This is a genomic window from Acidovorax sp. SUPP950 (assembly GCF_030158935.1).
GTDB lineage: Bacteria > Pseudomonadota > Gammaproteobacteria > Burkholderiales > Burkholderiaceae_C > Paracidovorax.
Map to the genome: position 1 here is coordinate 1,195,604 of NZ_BQXE01000001.1, position 18,877 is coordinate 1,214,480.

Here is an 18,877-nt window from a genome sequence, read left to right on the forward strand (position 1 = left end):
CGACGCTACTAAACATAGCGCCGGCTTTTTGCATTTCCGCGACCGCTTCGTGGAAAGCACCCAGCACCGCTGCATTCCACGCGCGCCACGGCGTCCTGTCGGGCAATCCCTCCGGCAGTGGGCGCGTTCTGCCTACAGCCGCCGCCGCTGCGTGCGCCTTAGGTTCATGTCTTCCCCTTCTTTTCTTCAGGAGACCGACATGAACCAAGCCGCAGGTGTGCAACCCGATCGCATCGACGTCAACGACGCCGCCCTCGTCACCCAATGGGCCGACAAGCTCGCAGTGAGCGAGCTGCAACTGAAAGAGGCCGTGCAAGCCGTTGGCGACAAGGCGGCCGATGTGGAGATGCACCTCAAGGGTTCACGCAGCATCACCAACGATGACCGCGTGGAACAGCTCGGCGCTGACCGCTGAACCCCGCCGATCGCCCTCCATGACCCAAAAGACCCTGGCCGATCTGGCCGAGAAGATGCGCGACATCGACATCGCCATGCTGTCCACCCACACCGACGGCGGCACCATCGCCGGCCGGCCGATGAGCAACAACCGCGAGGTCGATTACGACGGCACGTCGTGCTATTTCACCTGGGAGCAATCCCGCATGGTGGCCGACATCGAACGTGCGCCCCAGGTATCGCTCGCCTTCCAGGGCGCCAAGGCATTCTTGGTGGCCGTGCAGGGAAACGCCGAGCTGGTGCGGGACCGAGCCGCCTTCGCCGAGCACTGGACGCCCGACCTGGACCACTGGTTCAACGATGGCATCGACACCCAGGGGCTCGTCATGATCCGGGTGAAAGCCTGCCGCATCCACTACTGGGATGGCGAAGACGGCGGCGACATCACCGTCTAATGCCATTGCGCCATCACTTGGCGCACCCGGGCGGTTGCTGCACCCGCAGGGCGCGTGCAGCAACCCATCAGCGTGCGGGCCCTGGCGGGCATCAGCCTCCGTCGCCCGCCGTGCCGGTGATCGGCAGCACGATGCCGGTGATATAGCTGGAGCACACGGGCGAGGCCAGGAACACGTAGGCCGGCGAAATCTCTTCCGGCTGCGCGGGCCGGCCCAGTTGGGTCTTGCTGCCGAATTCTGCGATGCCCTCTTCGCTGCGGTCCGCCGGATTCAGCGGTGTCCACACGGGGCCGGGCGCCACGGCGTTGACGCGGATGCCTTGTTCGGCCAAGTTACTGGCCAGCGCTTTGGTGAACGCATGGATCGCGCCTTTGGTGGCGGAGTAGTCCAGCAGTTCCTTGCTGCCGCGCAGCCCGGTGACCGAGCCGGTGTTGATGATCGCGGCCCCGCGCTGGAGGTGCGGCAGCGCCGCCTGGGCCATGTGGAAGTAACCGTAGACGTTGGTCTTGAAGGTTTCGTCGAAGCGCTCTTCGGTCAGGTCCGCCAGGGATTCGGCATGCTCCTGGAAGGCCGCGTTGTTGACCAGCACGTCCAGCTTGCCGAACGCCGACACCGTCTTGCGCACCGCCCGCTGGCAGAAGGCCGCGCTCTTCACATCGCCCGGAATCAGGATGCAGCGGCGCCCTTCCTGTTCGACATGCTGGCGCGTGGCCTCGGCATCTTCGTGTTCGTTGAGATAGACGATGGCCACGTCGGCGCCTTCGCGGGCGAAGAGGACGGCCACCGCCCGGCCGATGCCGGAATCGCCGCCCGTGACGATGGCGGAGAAACCTTCGAGCTTGCCGCTGCCCCGGTATTGGGGCGCCTCGAACTGCGGCGCCAGCTCCATGTCGGCCTCACGCCCCGGCTTTTCCAGGTGCTGCTGCGGCATGGGCGGCACGGGGGCTGCGCGGCCGGCGCCGGGGGCGGCGGTCTTGGCCGCAGCGCCCTTCTTGGCTGGGGCAGCGGATCGAGAGGGTTTGGCCTGGTCCTTCGCGTCCTGCTCGCGCTGGATTCGCACCTGCTTGCGCGCGACCGCTTCGGTGTCCGGGCTCTCCGCCGTGCCGGCGTTGCCCCGGGCTTTGGTGGCACCGGGTGTGCCGTTGCGGGTCTTGGCTTTGGAGGAGGGAGAGGTGGGCATGAAAGGCTCCTGAGGGAATGGCGGACCGTGGCACGGCGCGCCCGCTGAAGGGCGGGCCGGCCGACGAAGACGCCCAAGGCTGCGTGCGCAGACCGAGCGATCGCGTCGGAAAACGCGCCGTCCGAATGCAAGAGGCCCCTCGGGGACGGCCTTGCGATCGACGGAGTGCGCGCTTCGGGGGCGCACCAGCCCCTGGACCCGGCGCGGTGAAGGCCGGGAAAGCACGCGGCGATAATGCAGCGCACATGCCTGCCCTGCGCCACGTCCGCTTTCTCGCCCGCCTGATCCTGGCGTGGTTCGTGGCGTCGCTCGGCGTGGCGGTGGCCGCGCCGCTGGTGCACCCGCCGCGCATCGAATGGGTGTGCTCGGCGGGTGGCGAGCCGCGGTGGGTGGTGGCCGGCGCGGGCGAAGATGCCGCCGTGCCTGCGCACCATGGCCTGGAGTGTCCGCTGTGCCTGCCGACGGTCCTGCCGCCGCCCTCGACCCAGGCGGGCGCGCATGCCCAGGCACTGCCGACGCACGTTCCCACCCCGCTCTACCGCGCTCCGCCGGCCACGCTGGCCGGTGCGCCCTTCCCTCCTCGGGCACCGCCGCTGGCGGCATGAACACCGGGGCCGGTCCCCAGCGCGCTGACCGGCCGTCCACCTGCCCCCCGTTTACGGACCGCTGCGGGCATGGGTTTTCCGCGCAGCCCCGCGCAGGCCGTTGATCCGTTTTCCGCATTCAAGGAGCTTTCATGCCCAAGACCCCCTTTTCCGCTTTCGCCATCGCCATGGCCCTTTTGACGGCCACGGCCGCCCATGCCCAAGTCACCGTGCAGGACGCCTGGGTGCGCGCCTCGGTGCCGAACCAGAAGGCCACCGGCGCCTTCATGCGGCTCAATGCCGCGAAGAGCACGCGCCTGGTATCTGTCAGCTCGCCCGCCGCGCCGCTGGCGGAAATCCACGAGATGAAGATGGAAGGCGACGTGATGAAGATGCGCGAGGTACCCGCGATCGACCTGCCCGCGGGCAAGGCCGTGGACCTCAAGCCCGGCGGCTACCACGTCATGCTGATGGACCTGCCCAAACCCGTGAAGGAAGGCGACACGGTGCCACTCACGCTGGTCTTCGAAGGCCAGGACGGCAAGCGCGAGTCGCTGGAGGTGAAGGCCCAGGCGCGCGCGGTGAGCGCCAGCCAGGCACCGGCGGCCCACGGCGACCACAAGCACTGATCTGGCGAGCGGCATGGCGTGCAGCGCGCAGCACGCCATGCCTTTTTTGGGCCTCGCGCGCTCGGCCAAGGCACGAGCCAGGGCCGCGGACCGGCACAATACCGCGCTCGCCCACGATGCCGCCCCACCTCTTGCCTACCGCCTTGCGCCCTTCCCACCCTTTTCGATCGTCCGCTGTGTGGTGGTGCCTGCTGGCCTGGTGGATGGCGGGCGCCGCGCACGCAGGCATCCGCATCGCCGACGACCGGCAGCAGACCGTGGAGCTGCCACGGCCAGCAGCGCGCATCGTGTCGCTGCAGCCCTCGCTCACCGAGACGCTTTGCGCCCTGGGCGCCTGCGATCGCCTCGTCGGCGTGGACCGGCACTCCAACTGGCCCGAGTCGGTGCGCCAGCTCCCGCAGGTGGGCAGCCTGGCGGACGCGCACGTGGAGCGCATCATCGCGCTGCGGCCCGATCTGGTGCTGGTGCGCCCGCGCAACCGTGTGGTCGAGCGGCTGGAGGGCCTGGGCATCAAGGTACTGGCGCTGGACGCCAAAACGCATGCGGACATGCGGCGCAACATGGAGGCGGTGGCACAGGCCATCGGCAAGCCGGGGGCGGGCGAAGCGCTGTGGCACCGCACCGACGTGCGGCTGGACGAAGCCCGCGCCCGGGTGCCGGCCGCGTGGCAAGGCCGGCGCGTGTACTTTGAACTGCACGGCGGCTCGGCGGCGGCGAGCGAGGCCTCGTTCATCGGCGAAACGCTGGCCCGCCTGGGACTGCGCAATGTGGTGCCCGGCAGCCTGGGCGCGTTTCCCAAGCTGGGCCCGGAATACGCGGTGCGGGCCGAGCCCGACCTGCTCATCACCAACGAAGGCCGCGGTACGCCGCCGATCGCTGCGCGCCCGGGCTGGGGCACCATGGAGGCGGTGCAGCGCGGTCGGTTCTGCCGCATCGCCGAATCTCACTTCGACGTGATGGTGCGGCCGGGTCCGCGCCTGGACGAGGCGGCGCGGGAAATCCTGGATTGCCTGGCATCGGTGGACCGGCGCTCCACGCCGCCGTGAGGGCCGTAGCCGCCATGGCGGCAGCGATGGCACGGACAGGCAAGATCGCTATCAAAAATATAGCGATATGCCCTAGTATCAATTGCCCTCAAGACCATTTTGGCAATGAAAACACCCTGATTCAGCGGTGGCAGCTCACTTTTCCATAGCGGCTGGAAGGTCCTCCAAGCCATCCGCCCTCCAATAGCGCGCCTGCCACCACTGCGCCAGCTGCTCGGCCCGGTGCAAGGGCACGCGGGCCAGGTCGAAGTCCACCACGCAGGCCTCGCGCGCCAACGCCGGCCGGCCCGGCTGCTCGCGCGTGCGGGCGTCGGTGAGCAGCCAGAGCCACCCCTGCCGGTCGCGCGCGCCCTGCAGCACCTGGGCCGCTCGGTTCACCGCACCGTGCAGCGGCGTGCCGCCCCCGCCGCCGATGGGCGATACCCAGCCGTCGCTCCAGGCGGGCGCGCGCTGGGGCGGCACGCGCAACTGCACGCCGCTGCCACCGAAGCACAGCAGCGCCACGTCGTCGCGGTGGCGGTAGGCCTCGCCCATCAGCGCCAGCAGCACGCCCTTGGCGCGCGCCAGGGCACCGCTCGCCACCATGGAGGCCGAGCAGTCCAGCACGAAGCAATGCAGCCGCCCGGTGCGGGCCTGTACGGGCTGGTGCCGCAGGTGTTCCCGCTGCAGTTGGACGGCCGCACCCCGCGCCATGAAGGTGCGCGGCCAATCCCAGGGCCCCGGCTCGCTGCCGCGCAGGTCAGGCGTTCCATCGCCCCGCCCCCGTTCTCCCTGGCGCGCCGCGGCACGCCCGGGGCGGGGGCTCAGGCTTTTTTTGGTGCGCTGTCCTGCCCGCCGCGCGGCACCAGCAGCGGCCGCACGGGTTTGAAGGCCTGGGTGCCCACGGGCTCGGGGGGCAAGGCGCCCCAGTCCGCAGCACCCGCGGCAAGGGAGGCGCCGCCATCGGCAGGGCCATCTCCCTCGCTCCTCCCATCCCCTGGTGTGGCGCTTTCGCTCGCGTGGCCCTCCCGCCGCGTGCCCGGGGGCTTCTCCGCGCTCGGCCCCGGGGCCAGCAGGGGCGGTGGCGGCGCCCCGGCATCCGCGTGGCGGCGGTGCGCGAGCACCAGTTCCGCGACCGGCGCCACATGGCGGGCCTCCACAGCGGAGGCGCCTTCCCAAGCAGCCAACGCGCGGGCGGCGCGCAACATCACGATGTCCGCGCGCAGCCCGTCCACGCGGGCGGCGATGCAGCGCTCGCCGACATCGGCCAGCACCGCATCCGGCCACGGCAGCGCGCCGGGCTGGGCGATGCGCTCGCGCGCCGCGCGCAGACGCTGCGACAGGTCGGCCTGCGCGTCGGCAAAGCGCGCGCGAAAACCTTCCGGGTCCATGTCGAACGCCAGGCGCGAGCGCACGATGGCCTGGCGCTCGGCCGGCTCCACCACGTTCGCCAGGCGCACGCAAAGGCCCAGCCGGTCCAGCAGCTGCGGGCGCAACTGGCCCTCTTCCGGATTCATGGTGCCCACGAGCACGAAGCGCGCGGCGTGGCGGTGCGAGATGCCGTCGCGCTCCACCACGTTGACGCCGCTGGCGGCCGCGTCCAGCAGCACGTCGACCAGCGCATCGGGCAGCAGGTTGATCTCGTCCACGTAGAGCACGCCGCCGTGCGCGCGCGCCAGCAGGCCGGGCGCAAAGCGCACCGCATTGCCGGCCATGGCCTGTTCCAGGTCCAGCGTGCCGGCCAGGTGTTCCAGCGATGCGCCCAGCGGCAGCGTGACGAAGGGCGCGCCTTCGATCAGTTCGGCCAGGGCGCGCGCGGCGGTCGATTTGGCCGTGCCGCGCGGGCCTTCGATCAGCACGCCCCCCAGCTGCGGATCGATGGCGGCGAGCAGCAGCGCCTGGCGCAGTTGCGGCTGGCCGGCAACGGCGGCGAAGGGAAAAAGCGCGGGCAGGGAAGGAGTAGCGTCTTGCATGCGGAGGGGTGGGGGAGGCGATGTCAGCGCCGATCGTGGCCTTGGCCATGCGGTCGATGCGGTCCGGCTGCCAGGGGCGGTGTTGCGGGCCGTGTTGCGGCCTGTTGTGCAGATCGGGGGGCGTGGGGTGTCATCCGCGGGCGCCCTCCTGCGCTTGCTCGTGCTCCAGCAGCAGGTCTTGCAGCGCCTGGCGGTAGTCGCCCGGCGCCTGCCACAGGCCACGCTGCATGGCCTCCAAAAGGCGCTCGAGCATGTCGCGCAAGGCGGCGGGGTTGTGGGTGCGCACGAAGTCGCGGGTGCCGGCGTCCAGCACATAGGCATCGGCCACCAGCGCGTAGTGGTGGTCGCTCACCTGGCGCGTGGTGGCATCGAAGCCGAACAGGTAGTCCACCGTGGCTGCCATTTCGAAGGCGCCCTTGTAGCCGTGGCGCTTGGCGCCGTCGATCCACTTGGGGTTGGTGACGCGCGCGCGCACCACCCGGCCGATCTCTTCCTTCAGGGTGCGGATGCGGGGCGCCTGCGGGTTGGCATGGTCGCCGTGGTACAGGGCGGGCTGCCGGCCCGACAGGTGCCGCACGGCGGCGGCCATGCCGCCCTGGAACTGGTAGTAGTCGCTGGAGTCGAGCAGGTCGTGTTCGCGGCTGTCCTGGTTCTGCGCCACCACGTCCAGGCCCTGCAGGCGGCGCGCGAGCGCATCGCCCGCGGGCTCGCCCGCGGCGTCCTGCCCGTAGGCATGGGCGCTCCAACCCACGTAGGCGCGGGCCAGGTCGCCGTCGTCCTGCCAGTCGCCGGTCTGGAACAGGCCGTTCAGGCCCGAGCCGTAATGGCCGGGCGGTGCGCCGAACACGCGCCAGCCGGCCTGGCGGCGTGCAGCGGCCGCGTCCACGCCCCGCTGCTGCAGCGCGGCGCATTCTTCGAGGATGCGGGCGCGGATGGGGTTTTCCTCGGCGTCCTCGGCCTCCAGCGCCGCCACGGCCTGCACGGCCGCATCGAACATCTGGACCGTGCCGGGGAAGGCATCGCGGAAAAAACCGGAGATGCGCAGGGTGACGTCGATGCGCGGGCGGCCCAGCCCCACACGCGGCACCACCTCGAAATCGACCACGCGCTGGCTGCCCGCCGCCCAGCGGGGCCGCACGCCGATCAGCGCGAAGGCCTGGGCGATGTCGTCGCCGCCCGTGCGCATGGTGGCCGTGCCCCAGACCGACAGGCCCAGCGTGCGCGGGTACTCGCCGTGCTCCTGCAGGTAGCGCTCCAGGATGCGCTGGGCGGACTGTTGGCCCAGCTCCCAGGCGGTGCGGGTGGGAATGGCGCGCGTGTCCAGGGTGTAGAAGTTGCGCCCCGTGGGCAGCACGTCGGGCCGGCCGCGCGACGGCGAGCCGCTCGGGCCCGGCGGCACGAACAGCCCGCGCAGGCCGCGCAGCAGCTGCCCCAGTTCTTGGTCACCGCACGCGTCCAGCGCGGGCGCCAGCGTGCCCTGCACCCGCGCCAGCACGGCCTGCGTGCGCGGCCAGGCTGCGGCCGGCGCGCCGTCCTCCAGCAGTTGCTGGGCGAGCAGCTCCAGCCGCTCGCGCGTGTCGCCGTGGTGCCGCCAGGGGCTGGCGTCCACTGCCTGCAGCGCCTCGGGCCGCGGGCCCTGCCAGGGCTGCGCCGCCTCGATCTGCAGCGGGTCGAAGGGATCGCCGGGCAGCAGGTCGTCGGCCAGGGCCTGCAGCAGCCCGGCCTGAGCGCCCTGCCCGTCGCCGGCCGGGTAGCGGGCCAGCGCCAGCAGCGTGTCGCGCCGCTGGCGACCCGTCGGCGAGGCGCCGAAGACATGCAGGCCATCGCGGATCTGCGTTTCCTTCAGCTCGCACAGGTAGGCGTCGATGCGCGCGAGGATGGCATCGTCGTCCGGCGCGCTGCCGGCCGGCGCGGCCAGGTCCAGCTCCTCGAGCAGGTGCTGGCGGCGCACCGCATCCAGGATCTGCCGGCGCAGCAGCGTGGCGCGGCGCGCGTCCACCAGCAGCGCGTCGTAGTACTCGTCCACCACGCGCTCCAGGTCCTGCAGCGGGCCGTGGTTTTCGGCGCGGGTGAGCGGTGGCATGAGGTGGTCGATGATGACCGCCTGACTGCGGCGCTTGGCCTGCGCGCCCTCGCCCGGGTCGTTCACGATGAAGGGGTACAGGTGGGGCAGCGGCCCCAGGATCGCATCAGGCCAGCACGCCTGCGACAGCGCCAGGCTCTTGCCCGGCAGCCATTCGAGGTTGCCGTGCTTGCCCACGTGCACCACGGCGTCGATGGCGAACACGTCGCGCAGCCAGAAGTAAAAGGCCAGGTAGCCGTGCGGCGGCACCAGCTCGGCATCGTGGTAGCTTGCGTAGTCCTGCGCACCAGCAGTGCCCTGTCCTGGCGCCGCCGCGTTGGCGCGCGCCGGCTGGATGCCAATGAACACATTCCCCTGCCGCAGGCCCGCGATCATGAAGCGGCCCTGGCGCAGCAGCGGGTCGGCCTCGGGCGGGCCCCAGCGGTCGTGGATGGCTTGCGCCATGCCCTCCGGCAACGCGTCCAGCCGCGCGCGGTAATCGGCCAGGGGGTAGCTCTGCCAGGCGGGACGCAGCGGCCACTGCGCGGGGTCGTTCGCAATGCCCTGCTGCAGCACGCGCATGAGCGCATCGCCATCGGCCGGCGCGGCCGCGGCGTCGCCCAGGGCGTAACCCTCGGCGCGCAGGCGCTGCAGGATGCCGATCACCGACGCGGGCGTGTCCAGGCCCACGCCGCTGCCCAGGCGCCCCTCGCTGCCGGGGTAGTTGGCCAGCACCAGCGCCAGCCGTTTGTCCGGGTTGGGAAGGCCCCGCAGCCGGCACCAGCGCTGGGCCAGCGCAGCGACGAACGCCACCCGGTCGGGCTCGGGCTGGTAGGCCACCACGTCGGCCTGCGTGAAGGCGCAGCGGTGCGACAGCCCCTTGAAGCTGATGGCGCGGGTGACGATGCGCCCATCCATCTCGGGCAGCACCACCTGCATGGCGATGTCGCGCGGGCGCAGGCCCTGGCTGTCCGCCCACCAGTCATCGCGGTTTCCGCCGCTGGCGATCACCTGCAGCACCGGTGCATCGCCCGCGAGCGCGGCCCCCTCCTCCAGCGCCGCGAAGGCCGTGGTGTTCAGCACGAGCTGCACCGCATGCTGGCGGCACAAATCCTGCAGGGTGGACAGGCACAGCGGGTCCTTGAGCGAATCGAGCGCCACCGGCAAGGGGTTGAGCCCCTGTCCGGCCAGCGCCAGCGCCAGCGCGTCGAACGCCGCGGTATTGCCCGCCATGAGGTGCGATCGGTAGAACACCAGCGCCACCACCGGCGCGCCCGGCACCCAGGCCGCGCGCAGATCGTCGATGCCGGGCACGGTATGCCCCGCCGGACGCGCCACGCCCAGCGCCGGCGGCACATGCACGGCGGCCTGCGGCAGGCTGCGCGGTGGCAGCGGCGCATCGCCGTGATCCAGCCCATGGAAGGCCACCGCGCGCAGGAACTGCAGCGCATTGCCCGCGCCGCCGGCGCGCAGGTACTGCCACAGCCCATGGCACACCGAAGGGGGCAGCGTGCTGCGCTCCACCAGGTGCGGGTCCTCCTGCAGGTCGCCCGAGAACATGGCCAGTCGCTGCCCCTGCCGGCGCGCGAGCGCGCCGATCTGCTGGATGCCGTAGGGCCAGGCCGATTCGGAACCCAGGTGGTCCACGATCACCACGCGCGCGTGGCGCAGCACTTCATCCAGGTACAGGTCCAGCGACGCGGGCTGGCGCAGGTACAGCAGATTGGCCACCCGCACCGAGGGAAAGCCCGGCTGCGTGCGCGCCAGTTCGGCACAGGCGGCCGAAAGCAGCGCGAGCGTGGTGTCGGCCGAACTGAGCACGACGATGTCCGCCGGGCTCTGGTCCAGGCGGGTGATGACGGTCTCGTCCTCGACGAAGCCGCCCGGGCGGGTGCTCAGCAGGTGCATGCGGGCGGGCCGGGCCGGACTATCGCGCCCGCATCAGGCGGCCACGCCGTCGAGCCCGGCACGCAGCGCGGTGGCATCCAGCGCTTGGCCGATGAACACCAGCCGCGTGCGGCGGTCCTCACCCTCGCGCCATGCGCGGTCGAAGTGGTGATCCAGGCGCCGGCCCACGCCCTGCAGCAGCCAGCGCATGGGCTTTCCCGGAATGGCGGCGAAGCCCTTCACGCGCAGGATGGCGTGCTGCTCCACGAGGCCCGCCAAGGCGGTCAACAGGCGGTCGCGGTCCACGGCCGGCAGATCGATCACGTGCGCGTCGAACTCGTCGTGGTCGTGGTCTTCTTCATGGTCATGGTGGCTCTGGCGCTGGTCGATGGAGGCCTCGGACGCCTTGGACAGGCCCAGCAGCACATCCAGCGGCAGGCGGCCCTGCTCGGACTGCACCACCTTCACGGACGAGGGAATCTCCTCGCGCACCAGCGCCTGCACGCGGGCCAACGCATCGGCGTCCACCAGGTCGGTCTTGTTGAGCACGACCAGGTCCGCGGCGGAGAGCTGGTCCTCGAACAATTCATGCAGCGGCGACTCGTGGTCGAGATTGGGGTCCGCGCGGCGCAGGGCATCCACGGCCTGGGGGTTGGCGGCGAACTGGCCGCTGGCAGCGGCCGGCGTGTCCACCACCGTCACCACCGCATCCACGGTGAACACGTTGGCGATCTCCGGCCACTGGAAGGCCTGCACCAGCGGCTTGGGAAGGGCCAGGCCCGAGGTCTCGATGAGCACCGCATCGATCTGGTCGCGCCGCTCGGCCAGCAGCTTCATCACCGGGAAAAACTCTTCCTGCACCGTGCAGCACATGCAACCGTTGGCCAGTTCGTAGAGCGCGCCTTCGCGCTCGTTGCCCGCGTCGTCGCAGCCGATGCCGCAGCCCTTGAGGATCTCGCCGTCGATGCCGAGTTCGCCGAACTCGTTGACGATCACCGCGATGCGGCGGCCGTCGGCGTTGTCGAGGATGTGGCGCAGCAGCGTGGTCTTGCCGCTGCCCAGGAAACCGGTGACGATGGTGGCGGGAATCTTGGACGTTTGCATATCGGTTCTTTCGGTGCCGCAGACGGCGGAACTGCGGAATTATCCGGGAACCCGCCGAGCCGTCTCCCGCGGGACAGGCGGCGCGGCCTGCACACCTCCCAAAGTGGAGCCTGCACCATAATCGTGACCCTGTGCCCTGCGGCGACGGGGCGTGCTGACAGACATGCGGACCGCCCCCCGGCGGCACGGCCCTTTCGCCCGTCCCCTGCTCCACACCGAATCCATGAACCCTGAAGCCCACAACATCTGGCGTGCACCGCGCTGGGCCCTGGCCGTCCTGCTGGCACTGCTGGGCATGCTGGGCCCTTTTTCGATCGATACCTACATCCCCGCGTTCTCGGGGATCGCCGCCGCGCTGGGCGCCTCGCCAGTGGAAATGCAGCAGACGCTGTCGGCCTACCTATTCGGCTTCGCCTTCATGACGCTGTTCCACGGAGCGCTGTCGGACAGCTTCGGGCGCAGGCCCGTGGTGTTGTGGGGCATTGCCGTGTTCACCCTGGCGTCGGCCGGCTGCGCCCTGTCGGAGAGCATCGGCCAGTTGGTCATCTTCCGCGCGCTGCAGGGCCTCTCGGCAGGTGCCGGCATCGTGGTGTCGCGTGCGGTGATCCGCGACATGTTCCCGCCCGCCCAGGCGCAGCAGGTGATGAGCCAGGTCACCATCTATTTCGGCGTGGCACCGGCCATCGCGCCCATCATCGGCGGCTGGCTGTTCGTGCACGCGGGGTGGCACAGTGTGTTCTGGTTCCTGACCGGCGTCGGCGCGACGCTCTGGCTGGCCAACTACCGCCTGCTGCCGGAAACGCTGCATGCCGAGCAGCGCCAGCCCTTCAATGCGCGGCACTTGCTGCGCGGCTACTGGGAGCTGGGCTCGAGCCCCCGCTTCCTGCTGCTGGCACTGGCCAGCGGCGTGCCGTTCAACGGCATGTTCCTGTACGTGCTGGCGGCGCCGGCCTTCCTGGGCGACCACTTGGGGCTGGCTCCCACGCATTTCTTCTGGTTCTTCGTGCTGACGATCTCGGGCATCATGGGCGGCGCCTGGCTCAGCGGGCGGCTGGCAGGGCGCATCGCGCCCAAGCGGCAGATCCGCCACGGCTTTCTGATCATGTTCTCGATGTCCATCCTGAACCTGCTGGCGAACTGGCTGTTCAAGGCACACGTTTCCTGGGCATTGCTGCCCATCGCCGTGTTCGCGTTCGGCTGGGCGCTCATGGTGCCCGTGGTCACCCTGCTGGTGCTGGACCTGCATCCGGAGCGGCGCGGCATGGCCTCTTCGCTGCAGGCCTTCGTGGGGTCGTCCGCCAACGGGCTGGTGGCCGGGGTGGTCGCCCCCCTGGTCATGCATTCCACGCTGTGGCTGGCCGGTGCCTCACTGGGAATGATGTGCGTGGGGCTGGGAGCCTGGGTTTACCTGCACCACCGTTGGCCGGACGTCGGCCGCACCGCATCGGCGGGCTGACCCCGGATCGTTCACGCCCCACCCCAGCGCGGCGCCAGCCTTCGCCTCAATTGCTGCCCCGGCGGCGATCCGTCTCGCGGGCTTGGTAGTAGCGCATCTTCTCGGCGTACATGGCCTGGTCCGCCCGGTTCACCGCGGCCTCCAGCTGGTCGCCCGAAGAGGCACTCGAGATTCCCATGGACAGGCTCAGCGGCCGGCCGGGATAGAACTGGTTGTTCAGGTCCAGCAGCGAGTTGATGCGTTCCATGAGGGAATGCGCACCCCGTTCGTCGGTCGCAGGCATCAGCACGGTGAACTCGTCACCGCCGATGCGCGCGGCGCATGCCGGCGCATCCACGGCCTTGGCCAGCACCTCGCCCACGCGGCGCAGCATGGCATCGCCGGCCGCATGGCCCTCTTCATCGTTGATCGACTTCAGACCGTTCATGTCGATCACGAGAACGGCCACCGGCCAGGGGCCCTTGCGCGTGAGCCGATTCAGTTCCTCGACATAGAAGGCCCGGTTGCGCAGCTGGGTCAGCACGTCGTGCTTGCCCAGGTATTCCAGGTACGCCTCCGCCTTTTTTCGCGCGGTGATGTCCACCAGCGACAGCAGCACCATGCTCCAGTCGTGCGCATGCTCGGGCAGGATGGCGAATTGCATGTGGATGTTCACGGCATCGCCGGAGAGGGAGTAGTTCACCACCTCGCGCTGCTGAAAGAGCCTGCCGTCCCACAAGTCCAGCAACTGCTCCGCAAAGGACTCCTGCATTTCCCCCCGGAACACCTTGCCGATCCGGTGCAGCAGCATCTCCTTGGACTCGGCCCCGAACATCGACAGGGTTTCCTGATTGACGTCGATCACGCGGATTTCGTGCATGCATCGCACCACGAACTCGGGGTGCACCTTGAGGAAGGTCTTGAAATCGCGGATGCCCTGCGCCCGCACGTCGTCGAGCAGCCGCTTGACCGCGCTGAAGTCCTCCACCCACAGCGACACCGGCGAATTCTCGAAGAGACCGCGCGCATACAGCTCGCTCTCCTTCAGGGCACGGCTTGCCTGGTGCTGCGCGGTGTTGTCCTCCAGGGACACCAGCACGCGACTCCAGTCGTCCTCATGCCCGGGCAGGATGCGTCCGCGAATCTGCACGTCGAGCCGGCGGCCATCGAGCGTGTAGTTGACCGCCTGGTTGGAAAACTCGGTCGCCCCGGACCACAGCTGCAGGATCTCGGGCAAGGCCTGCTCGTGCATGTCGTCGCGAAACACCTGTCCGAGAGAGGCCTCCAGCGTGGCCTGGTCCGGCGCGGCGAACAGCTCCAGCGTCCGCTGGTTCACCTTGATGACCTTGAGGCAATGGCTGTACTGCCGCAGGCAGGAGGGGTCGTTTCGGACGTGCTCGGCGATGTCTTGCACCCCTTCGCTGCGCCAGCGGGCAAAGAGTTGCTTGAGCGCGCTGTAGTCCTCCAGCCAGAGCGACACGGGCGCAAGGTCGAACATGTGTTCGAAGTCCGCGTCCGAAGACGAGGGCAAAGAAGACGGCATCGGGAACCTCCAATCAAGCGGACGATTGTCGGGCAGACGCCGACCGTACCGTTCCATCGTGTGGTCCGCCCATAAAAAAAGCCAACCCCGAAGGGTTGGCTTTTGCAGTCAGCGGCAGTCCGCGCGCCGATCAGCGGGCAGGGCGTGCAGGGCGCTTGCGTGCATCGTGCGGCACGAAAGGCTTGCCGCCGCCGGCTCCGGGCTTCGCGAACGCCGGCTTGCGGGGAGCGAATTCGCCACGGGGGGCGAAATCACCACGCGGAGCGAAGTCGCCGCGCGGAGCGCCGCCTTCGTTGCGGCCACCACCGAAGCCATTGCCACGGGCTGCGTCGCCGAAGCCGGGCTTGCGGCCATAGCCATCGCCATCGCGGCGGGCACCGCCGCCGAAGCCGCGGTCATCGCGCGGAGCGGCATGGCCGCCAGCACCTTGGTAGCCACCACCAGCAGCACGGGGAGCGGGAGCGCCACGGCCACCGAAACCGCTGCGGTCGTTGCCCGCAAAGCCGCCACCAAAACCGCCACGGCCTGCGCCGGCCGGCTTGCGATCGCGCGAGAAGCCGTCACGGCTCTCGTAGCCACCCTGGCGGCCACGGCCACCGAACTCGGGACGGGCCTGCGGCGCGCGTTGCTGCGGCTCCAGGCCAGGCACCACTTCCGACTTGAACTGCTGCTTGCTGTAGCCTTCGATGTCGAAGATCTTGCGGCGATCGCGGAACTCGGCGAACGTCACCGCCAGGCCGTCGCGGCCTGCACGGCCGGTGCGGCCGATGCGGTGGGTGTAATCCTCAGCCTTCATCGGCAGGCCGTAGTTGAACACGTGCGTGATCGTGGGCACGTCGATGCCGCGGGCAGCGACGTCGGTGGCCACCAGCACCTGCACCTGGCCGCTGCGCAGCGCCATCAGGCGGCGGTTGCGCAAGCCCTGGCTCAGGGCGCCATGCAGCGCCACGGCCGAGAAGCCTTCCTGCTGCAGGTCGTTGGCCAAGCCGTCGCATTCGACTTGCGTGCTGGCGAACACGATGGCCTGGTTGATCGTCGTGTCGCGCAGCCAGTGGTCCAGCAGCTTGCGCTTGTGCTGGGCGTTGTCCGCCCAGAACAGCACCTGCTTGATGTTGGCGTGCTTTTCCTGCGGAGAGTCGATCTGGATCTTCTTGACCGACGCGCCGTTGTCGTGCATCACACGCATGGCCAGTTGCTGGATGCGCGGTGCGAACGTGGCACTGAACATCATGGTCTGCTGGCGCTGGGCGGTCAGCTGGTTCAGTTCGGCCAGATCGTCCGAGAAACCGAGGTCGAGCATGCGATCGGCTTCGTCCACCACCAGGAACTGCACCTGGTCGAGCTTGATCTGCATCGAGCGTTGCAGGTCCAGCAGGCGGCCGGGCGTGGCCACCACGAGGTTGGCGTTCTGCAGCTTGGCGATCTGCAGTTGGTACGGAATGCCGCCCACCACATTGGCCACGCGCAGGCCGCGGCAATGCTTGACCAGTTCGATGGCGTCATGGGCCACTTGCTGGGCCAGTTCGCGGGTGGGGCACAGAATCAGGGCGCCAGGGGCGGCGGCCTTGAAATTGCGGGGGTTGGTCGGGTCCTTGCGCTTGCGCTTGGGGGCCGGCTCGCCACGGGCCAGGGCTTCGGCAACGGAACGGTCGAACTCGTCGCGGGCGGCGGCATCGGCTTCTGCCTGCTGGCGGATCAGCGTGTGCAGCACGGGCAGCAGGAACGCGGCGGTCTTGCCGCTGCCGGTCTGGCTCGAAACCATCAGGTCGATGAACTGGCTGGACTCATCGCCCGAGCCCATGGCCAGAGGAATGGCACGCTCCTGCACACCCGTGGGCTGGGTGTAGCCCAGGTCGGCCACGGCCTGCACCAGCTCGGGTGCTAGGCCCAGACGCACGAAGCCGTTGGGCAACGCGGGTGCCGCGTCTTCCGCCACAGCGGCGGATTCAGTGGATTCGATGGATTCGCCGGCTTCGATCGCGGCCGATTCCAGCGTTTCAACGGCCATGGAAGATTCAGCAGGCGCGAATTCGCCCTGCACTTGCAAAGTGTCGGTCATATTTTTCTCACACGAAGACGGCCGCAGGCGTGGCCTGCGCAGGCTTCGTCAATGGTTAAAAAACATCAACCATCAAACGAAACCAGCGCCAGCATGTTGCTGGGCAGGTGGGCATTAGCGCGGGATCCAGGCTGAAGGTTTTCAGCAGGCCGCAGGCCCAGTGTGTGAAGGGAGATGCACAAACTGCGCGATATTTCCGCGCAGCCGGCGATTATTGCACGGCTGGGGGTTTCCCGCAATGCACTTGGGTTAAAGAACGCGTTAGGCGCTCAAAGCGCCAGCAGGTGAGTGCGATAGTGCGCAAGTTCGTCGATCGATTCGTGCACATCCGCCAGGGCCGTGTGCCGCTGCGCCTTCTTGAAGGAGGTGTAGGCCTCGGGCTTCCAGCGCTTGGCCAATTCCTTGAGGGTACTGACATCCAGGTTGCGGTAATGGAAAAACGTTTCCAGCCGCGGCATGTACCGGACCAGAAAACGGCGGTCCTGCCCGATGCTGTTGCCGCACATGGGCGCCGTGCCCTTCGGCACATAGCGCGAAAGGAATTCGATGATCTGTTGCTCTGCCTCGGCTTCGGTCACCGTGGAGGCGCGCACCTTGTCGATCAGGCCGCTGCGGCCGTGTGTGCCCTTGTTCCATGCGTCCATTCCGTTGAGCAGCGCATCCGACTGATGAATGGCGAACACGGGGCCCTCCACGCGAGGGCTGAGCGTCGGTCCCGTGACCACGACGGCGATCTCCAGCACGCGGTCGGTGTCCGGGTTCAGACCGGTCATTTCGCAGTCGAGCCAGACGAGGTTCTGGTCGGATTTGGGTAGCACAGGCACAGTGGGGTTGGCGATATCGGACATGGCCGGCATTGTCGCCGATGGCCTAAACTCGCCGGACATGCCCACCCCTGCCCCTTCCGCGTTGCTCGCGCCCTCCACCCTTCTCACCCTGCTGTTCGCCGCCTTTCTGGTGGCGGGGCTCGCACTCCGGTTCTGGCTGGCATCGCGCCAGATCCGCCATGTGGCCCGGCACCGCGACGCCGTGCCTGCCCCGTTCGCCGGCCGGATACCACTCGCAGCCCACCAGAAAGCGGCCGACTACACCATCACCAAGGCCCGCTTCGGCCTGCTGGAGATGGCACTGGGCGCCGCGGTGCTGCTGGGCTGGACCCTGCTCGGCGGGCTGGATGCACTGAACCAGTTCCTGCTCGATGCACTGGGTGGCGGCATGGTGCAGCAATTGGCGTTGCTGGCGGCCTTCGCGGCCATCAGCGGGTTGATCGACCTGCCCGCCACGCTCTACCAGACCTTCGTGATCGAACAACGCTTCGGCTTCAACCAGATGACGGCGCGCCTGTGGCTGGCAGACCTGGCCAAGTCCACCTTGATGGGCGCGGCCATCGGCCTGCCCATCGCGGCACTGATCCTGTGGCTCATGGGCGCGGCCGGCCCCCTTTGGTGGCTGTGGGCCTGGGGCGCGTGGATGGGATTCAACCTGCTGCTCATGGTGGTCTATCCGATCTTCATCGCGCCGCTGTTCAACCAATTTCAGCCGCTGGAAGACGAATCCCTCAAGGCCCGCGTCACGGCCCTCATGCAGCGTTGCGGCTTTGCAGCCAAAGGGCTTTTCGTGATGGACGGCAGCCGCCGCAGCGCCCATGCCAACGCCTATTTCACGGGGTTCGGCGCAGCCAAGCGCGTCGTGTTCTACGACACCCTGCTGCGCCAGTTGTCCCCCGGCGAAGTCGAGGCGGTGCTGGCCCATGAACTGGGGCATTTCAAGCACCGCCACATCGTCAAGCGCATCGTGAGCCTTTTCGCGCTGAGCCTCGCGGGCTTTGCACTGCTGGGCTGGCTTTCCACGCAGGGCTGGTTCTACACGGGGCTGGGCGTGCTGCCCAACCTGTCGCTGGAAGGCGTGGCCGGCTCTGCGCCCAACGATGCCCTGGCGCTGCTGTTGTTTTTGCTGGCGGTGCCGGTGTTCACCTTTTTCATTTCCCCATTGTTTGCGCAGCTGTCGCGCCGCCACGAGTTCGAGGCCGACGCTTATGCCGTGGCCCAGACCAATGGCAGCGACCTCGCCACGGCCCTGCTGAAACTTTACGAAGACAATGCCTCCACCCTCACGCCCGATCCCGTGTACGTGAAGTTCTATTACTCGCATCCGCCGGCCACCGAACGGCTGGCGCGCATGCCCAACCTGGCCCCGACACCATGACTTCGATGCTCAAGAAAAAAGACTGGTCCACGCAGACGCGGCGTGCTTTGACGGCGACGGAAATCGTCGCCAAGCTGGCCGACCTCGACGGCTGGAAACTGACAGGCGACGGCGCAGATGTGGCCATCGAAAAGACCTACCGCTTCGCCAACTACTACGAGACCATCTCGTTCATGAACGCCGTGGCCTTCGTCGCCAACGCGCAGGACCATCACCCGGACCTGTCGGTGCACTACAACCGCTGCGTGGTGCGACTGAATACGCATGACGTGAATGGCATCTCGGCGACCGACATCGAATGCGCATCGCGCTTCGATGGCCTGCTCGCCGCATGACCACA

Annotated in this window: 16 protein-coding genes; 8 read left to right on the forward strand and 8 right to left on the reverse strand. The window is 68.9% G+C overall.

Annotated features, from left to right (window positions below; translation table 11 throughout):
* Positions 1 to 199: 199 nt before the first annotated feature.
* Both AVME950_RS05640 and AVME950_RS05645 read left to right on the forward strand, forming a co-directional pair.
* Positions 200 to 415: a DUF3606 domain-containing protein gene (locus tag AVME950_RS05640; RefSeq protein ID WP_272564590.1), complete on the forward strand. Its 216-nt coding sequence runs from the start codon at positions 200 to 202 to the stop codon at positions 413 to 415.
* 19 nt (positions 416 to 434) lie between these two features.
* Positions 435 to 851: a pyridoxamine 5'-phosphate oxidase family protein gene (locus AVME950_RS05645; protein WP_284429058.1), complete on the forward strand. Its 417-nt coding sequence runs from the start codon at positions 435 to 437 to the stop codon at positions 849 to 851.
* Positions 852 to 942: 91 nt separating this feature from the next.
* On the opposite strand, the gene AVME950_RS05650 is transcribed toward AVME950_RS05645, so the two are convergent.
* Positions 943 to 2,031, reverse strand: a complete 1,089-nt coding sequence (locus tag AVME950_RS05650) for an SDR family oxidoreductase (RefSeq protein WP_284429059.1) — start codon at positions 2,029 to 2,031, stop codon at positions 943 to 945.
* A gap of 245 nt (positions 2,032 to 2,276) precedes the next feature.
* Here AVME950_RS05650 and AVME950_RS05655 point away from each other — a divergent pair, with 245 nt between their 5' ends.
* The 3 genes from AVME950_RS05655 (at position 2,277) to AVME950_RS05665 (ending at position 4,290) form a co-directional block, all read left to right on the forward strand.
* Positions 2,277 to 2,636 (forward strand): hypothetical protein, encoded by a 360-nt coding sequence (locus tag AVME950_RS05655; protein WP_284429060.1) that lies wholly within the window; start codon positions 2,277 to 2,279, stop codon positions 2,634 to 2,636.
* A 131-nt stretch (positions 2,637 to 2,767) separates the two neighbouring features.
* A complete protein-coding gene (locus tag AVME950_RS05660; RefSeq protein ID WP_284429061.1) occupies positions 2,768 to 3,244 on the forward strand; it encodes a copper chaperone PCu(A)C in 477 nt (158 codons plus the stop codon).
* 203 nt (positions 3,245 to 3,447) lie between these two features.
* On the forward strand, positions 3,448 to 4,290 hold the full coding sequence (locus tag AVME950_RS05665) for an ABC transporter substrate-binding protein (protein WP_284429579.1): 843 nt from the start codon (positions 3,448 to 3,450) through the stop codon (positions 4,288 to 4,290).
* Between the two features lie 135 nt (positions 4,291 to 4,425).
* Here the strand turns inward: AVME950_RS05665 and AVME950_RS05670 are convergent, their stop codons facing one another.
* From AVME950_RS05670 to cobW, 4 genes are all read right to left on the reverse strand, one after another.
* Entirely contained in the window at positions 4,426 to 4,983 is a 558-nt protein-coding gene (locus tag AVME950_RS05670) for a vWA domain-containing protein (RefSeq protein WP_284429062.1), read from the reverse strand.
* Positions 4,984 to 5,093: 110 nt separating this feature from the next.
* Positions 5,094 to 6,242, reverse strand: a complete 1,149-nt coding sequence (locus AVME950_RS05675; protein ID WP_284429063.1) for a magnesium chelatase ATPase subunit I — start codon at positions 6,240 to 6,242, stop codon at positions 5,094 to 5,096.
* Between the two features lie 130 nt (positions 6,243 to 6,372).
* The gene (cobN, locus tag AVME950_RS05680) at positions 6,373 to 10,212 is read right to left on the reverse strand and encodes a cobaltochelatase subunit CobN (RefSeq protein WP_284429064.1); all 3,840 of its coding nucleotides are present in this window, start codon (positions 10,210 to 10,212) and stop codon (positions 6,373 to 6,375) included.
* Between the two features lie 33 nt (positions 10,213 to 10,245).
* Positions 10,246 to 11,295: a cobalamin biosynthesis protein CobW gene (gene cobW, locus AVME950_RS05685; protein WP_284405816.1), complete on the reverse strand. Its 1,050-nt coding sequence runs from the start codon at positions 11,293 to 11,295 to the stop codon at positions 10,246 to 10,248.
* Between the two features lie 223 nt (positions 11,296 to 11,518).
* Between cobW and AVME950_RS05690 the strand changes: the two genes are divergently transcribed.
* Positions 11,519 to 12,751 carry a multidrug effflux MFS transporter gene (locus AVME950_RS05690; RefSeq protein ID WP_284405815.1) on the forward strand — a complete coding sequence of 411 codons (1,233 nt, stop codon included), beginning with the start codon at positions 11,519 to 11,521 and terminating at the stop codon, positions 12,749 to 12,751.
* 46 nt (positions 12,752 to 12,797) lie between these two features.
* Here the strand turns inward: AVME950_RS05690 and AVME950_RS05695 are convergent, their stop codons facing one another.
* The 3 genes from AVME950_RS05695 to orn form a co-directional block, all read right to left on the reverse strand.
* Positions 12,798 to 14,273: a sensor domain-containing diguanylate cyclase gene (locus AVME950_RS05695; protein ID WP_284429065.1), complete on the reverse strand. Its 1,476-nt coding sequence runs from the start codon at positions 14,271 to 14,273 to the stop codon at positions 12,798 to 12,800.
* 130 nt (positions 14,274 to 14,403) lie between these two features.
* Positions 14,404 to 16,332: a DEAD/DEAH box helicase gene (locus tag AVME950_RS05700; RefSeq protein WP_284429066.1), complete on the reverse strand. Its 1,929-nt coding sequence runs from the start codon at positions 16,330 to 16,332 to the stop codon at positions 14,404 to 14,406.
* Between the two features lie 269 nt (positions 16,333 to 16,601).
* The gene (gene orn / locus AVME950_RS05705) at positions 16,602 to 17,180 is read right to left on the reverse strand and encodes an oligoribonuclease (protein ID WP_284429067.1); all 579 of its coding nucleotides are present in this window, start codon (positions 17,178 to 17,180) and stop codon (positions 16,602 to 16,604) included.
* 37 nt (positions 17,181 to 17,217) lie between these two features.
* On the opposite strand from orn, the gene AVME950_RS05710 reads away from it, so the two are divergent.
* Both AVME950_RS05710 and AVME950_RS05715 read left to right on the forward strand, forming a co-directional pair.
* The gene (locus AVME950_RS05710) at positions 17,218 to 18,537 is read left to right on the forward strand and encodes a M48 family metallopeptidase (protein WP_284429068.1); all 1,320 of its coding nucleotides are present in this window, start codon (positions 17,218 to 17,220) and stop codon (positions 18,535 to 18,537) included.
* Positions 18,534 to 18,872: a 4a-hydroxytetrahydrobiopterin dehydratase gene (locus tag AVME950_RS05715; RefSeq protein ID WP_284429069.1), complete on the forward strand. Its 339-nt coding sequence runs from the start codon at positions 18,534 to 18,536 to the stop codon at positions 18,870 to 18,872. Before AVME950_RS05710 ends, AVME950_RS05715 begins: the two co-directional genes overlap by 4 nt.
* The last annotated feature ends 5 nt before the right edge of the window (positions 18,873 to 18,877 follow it).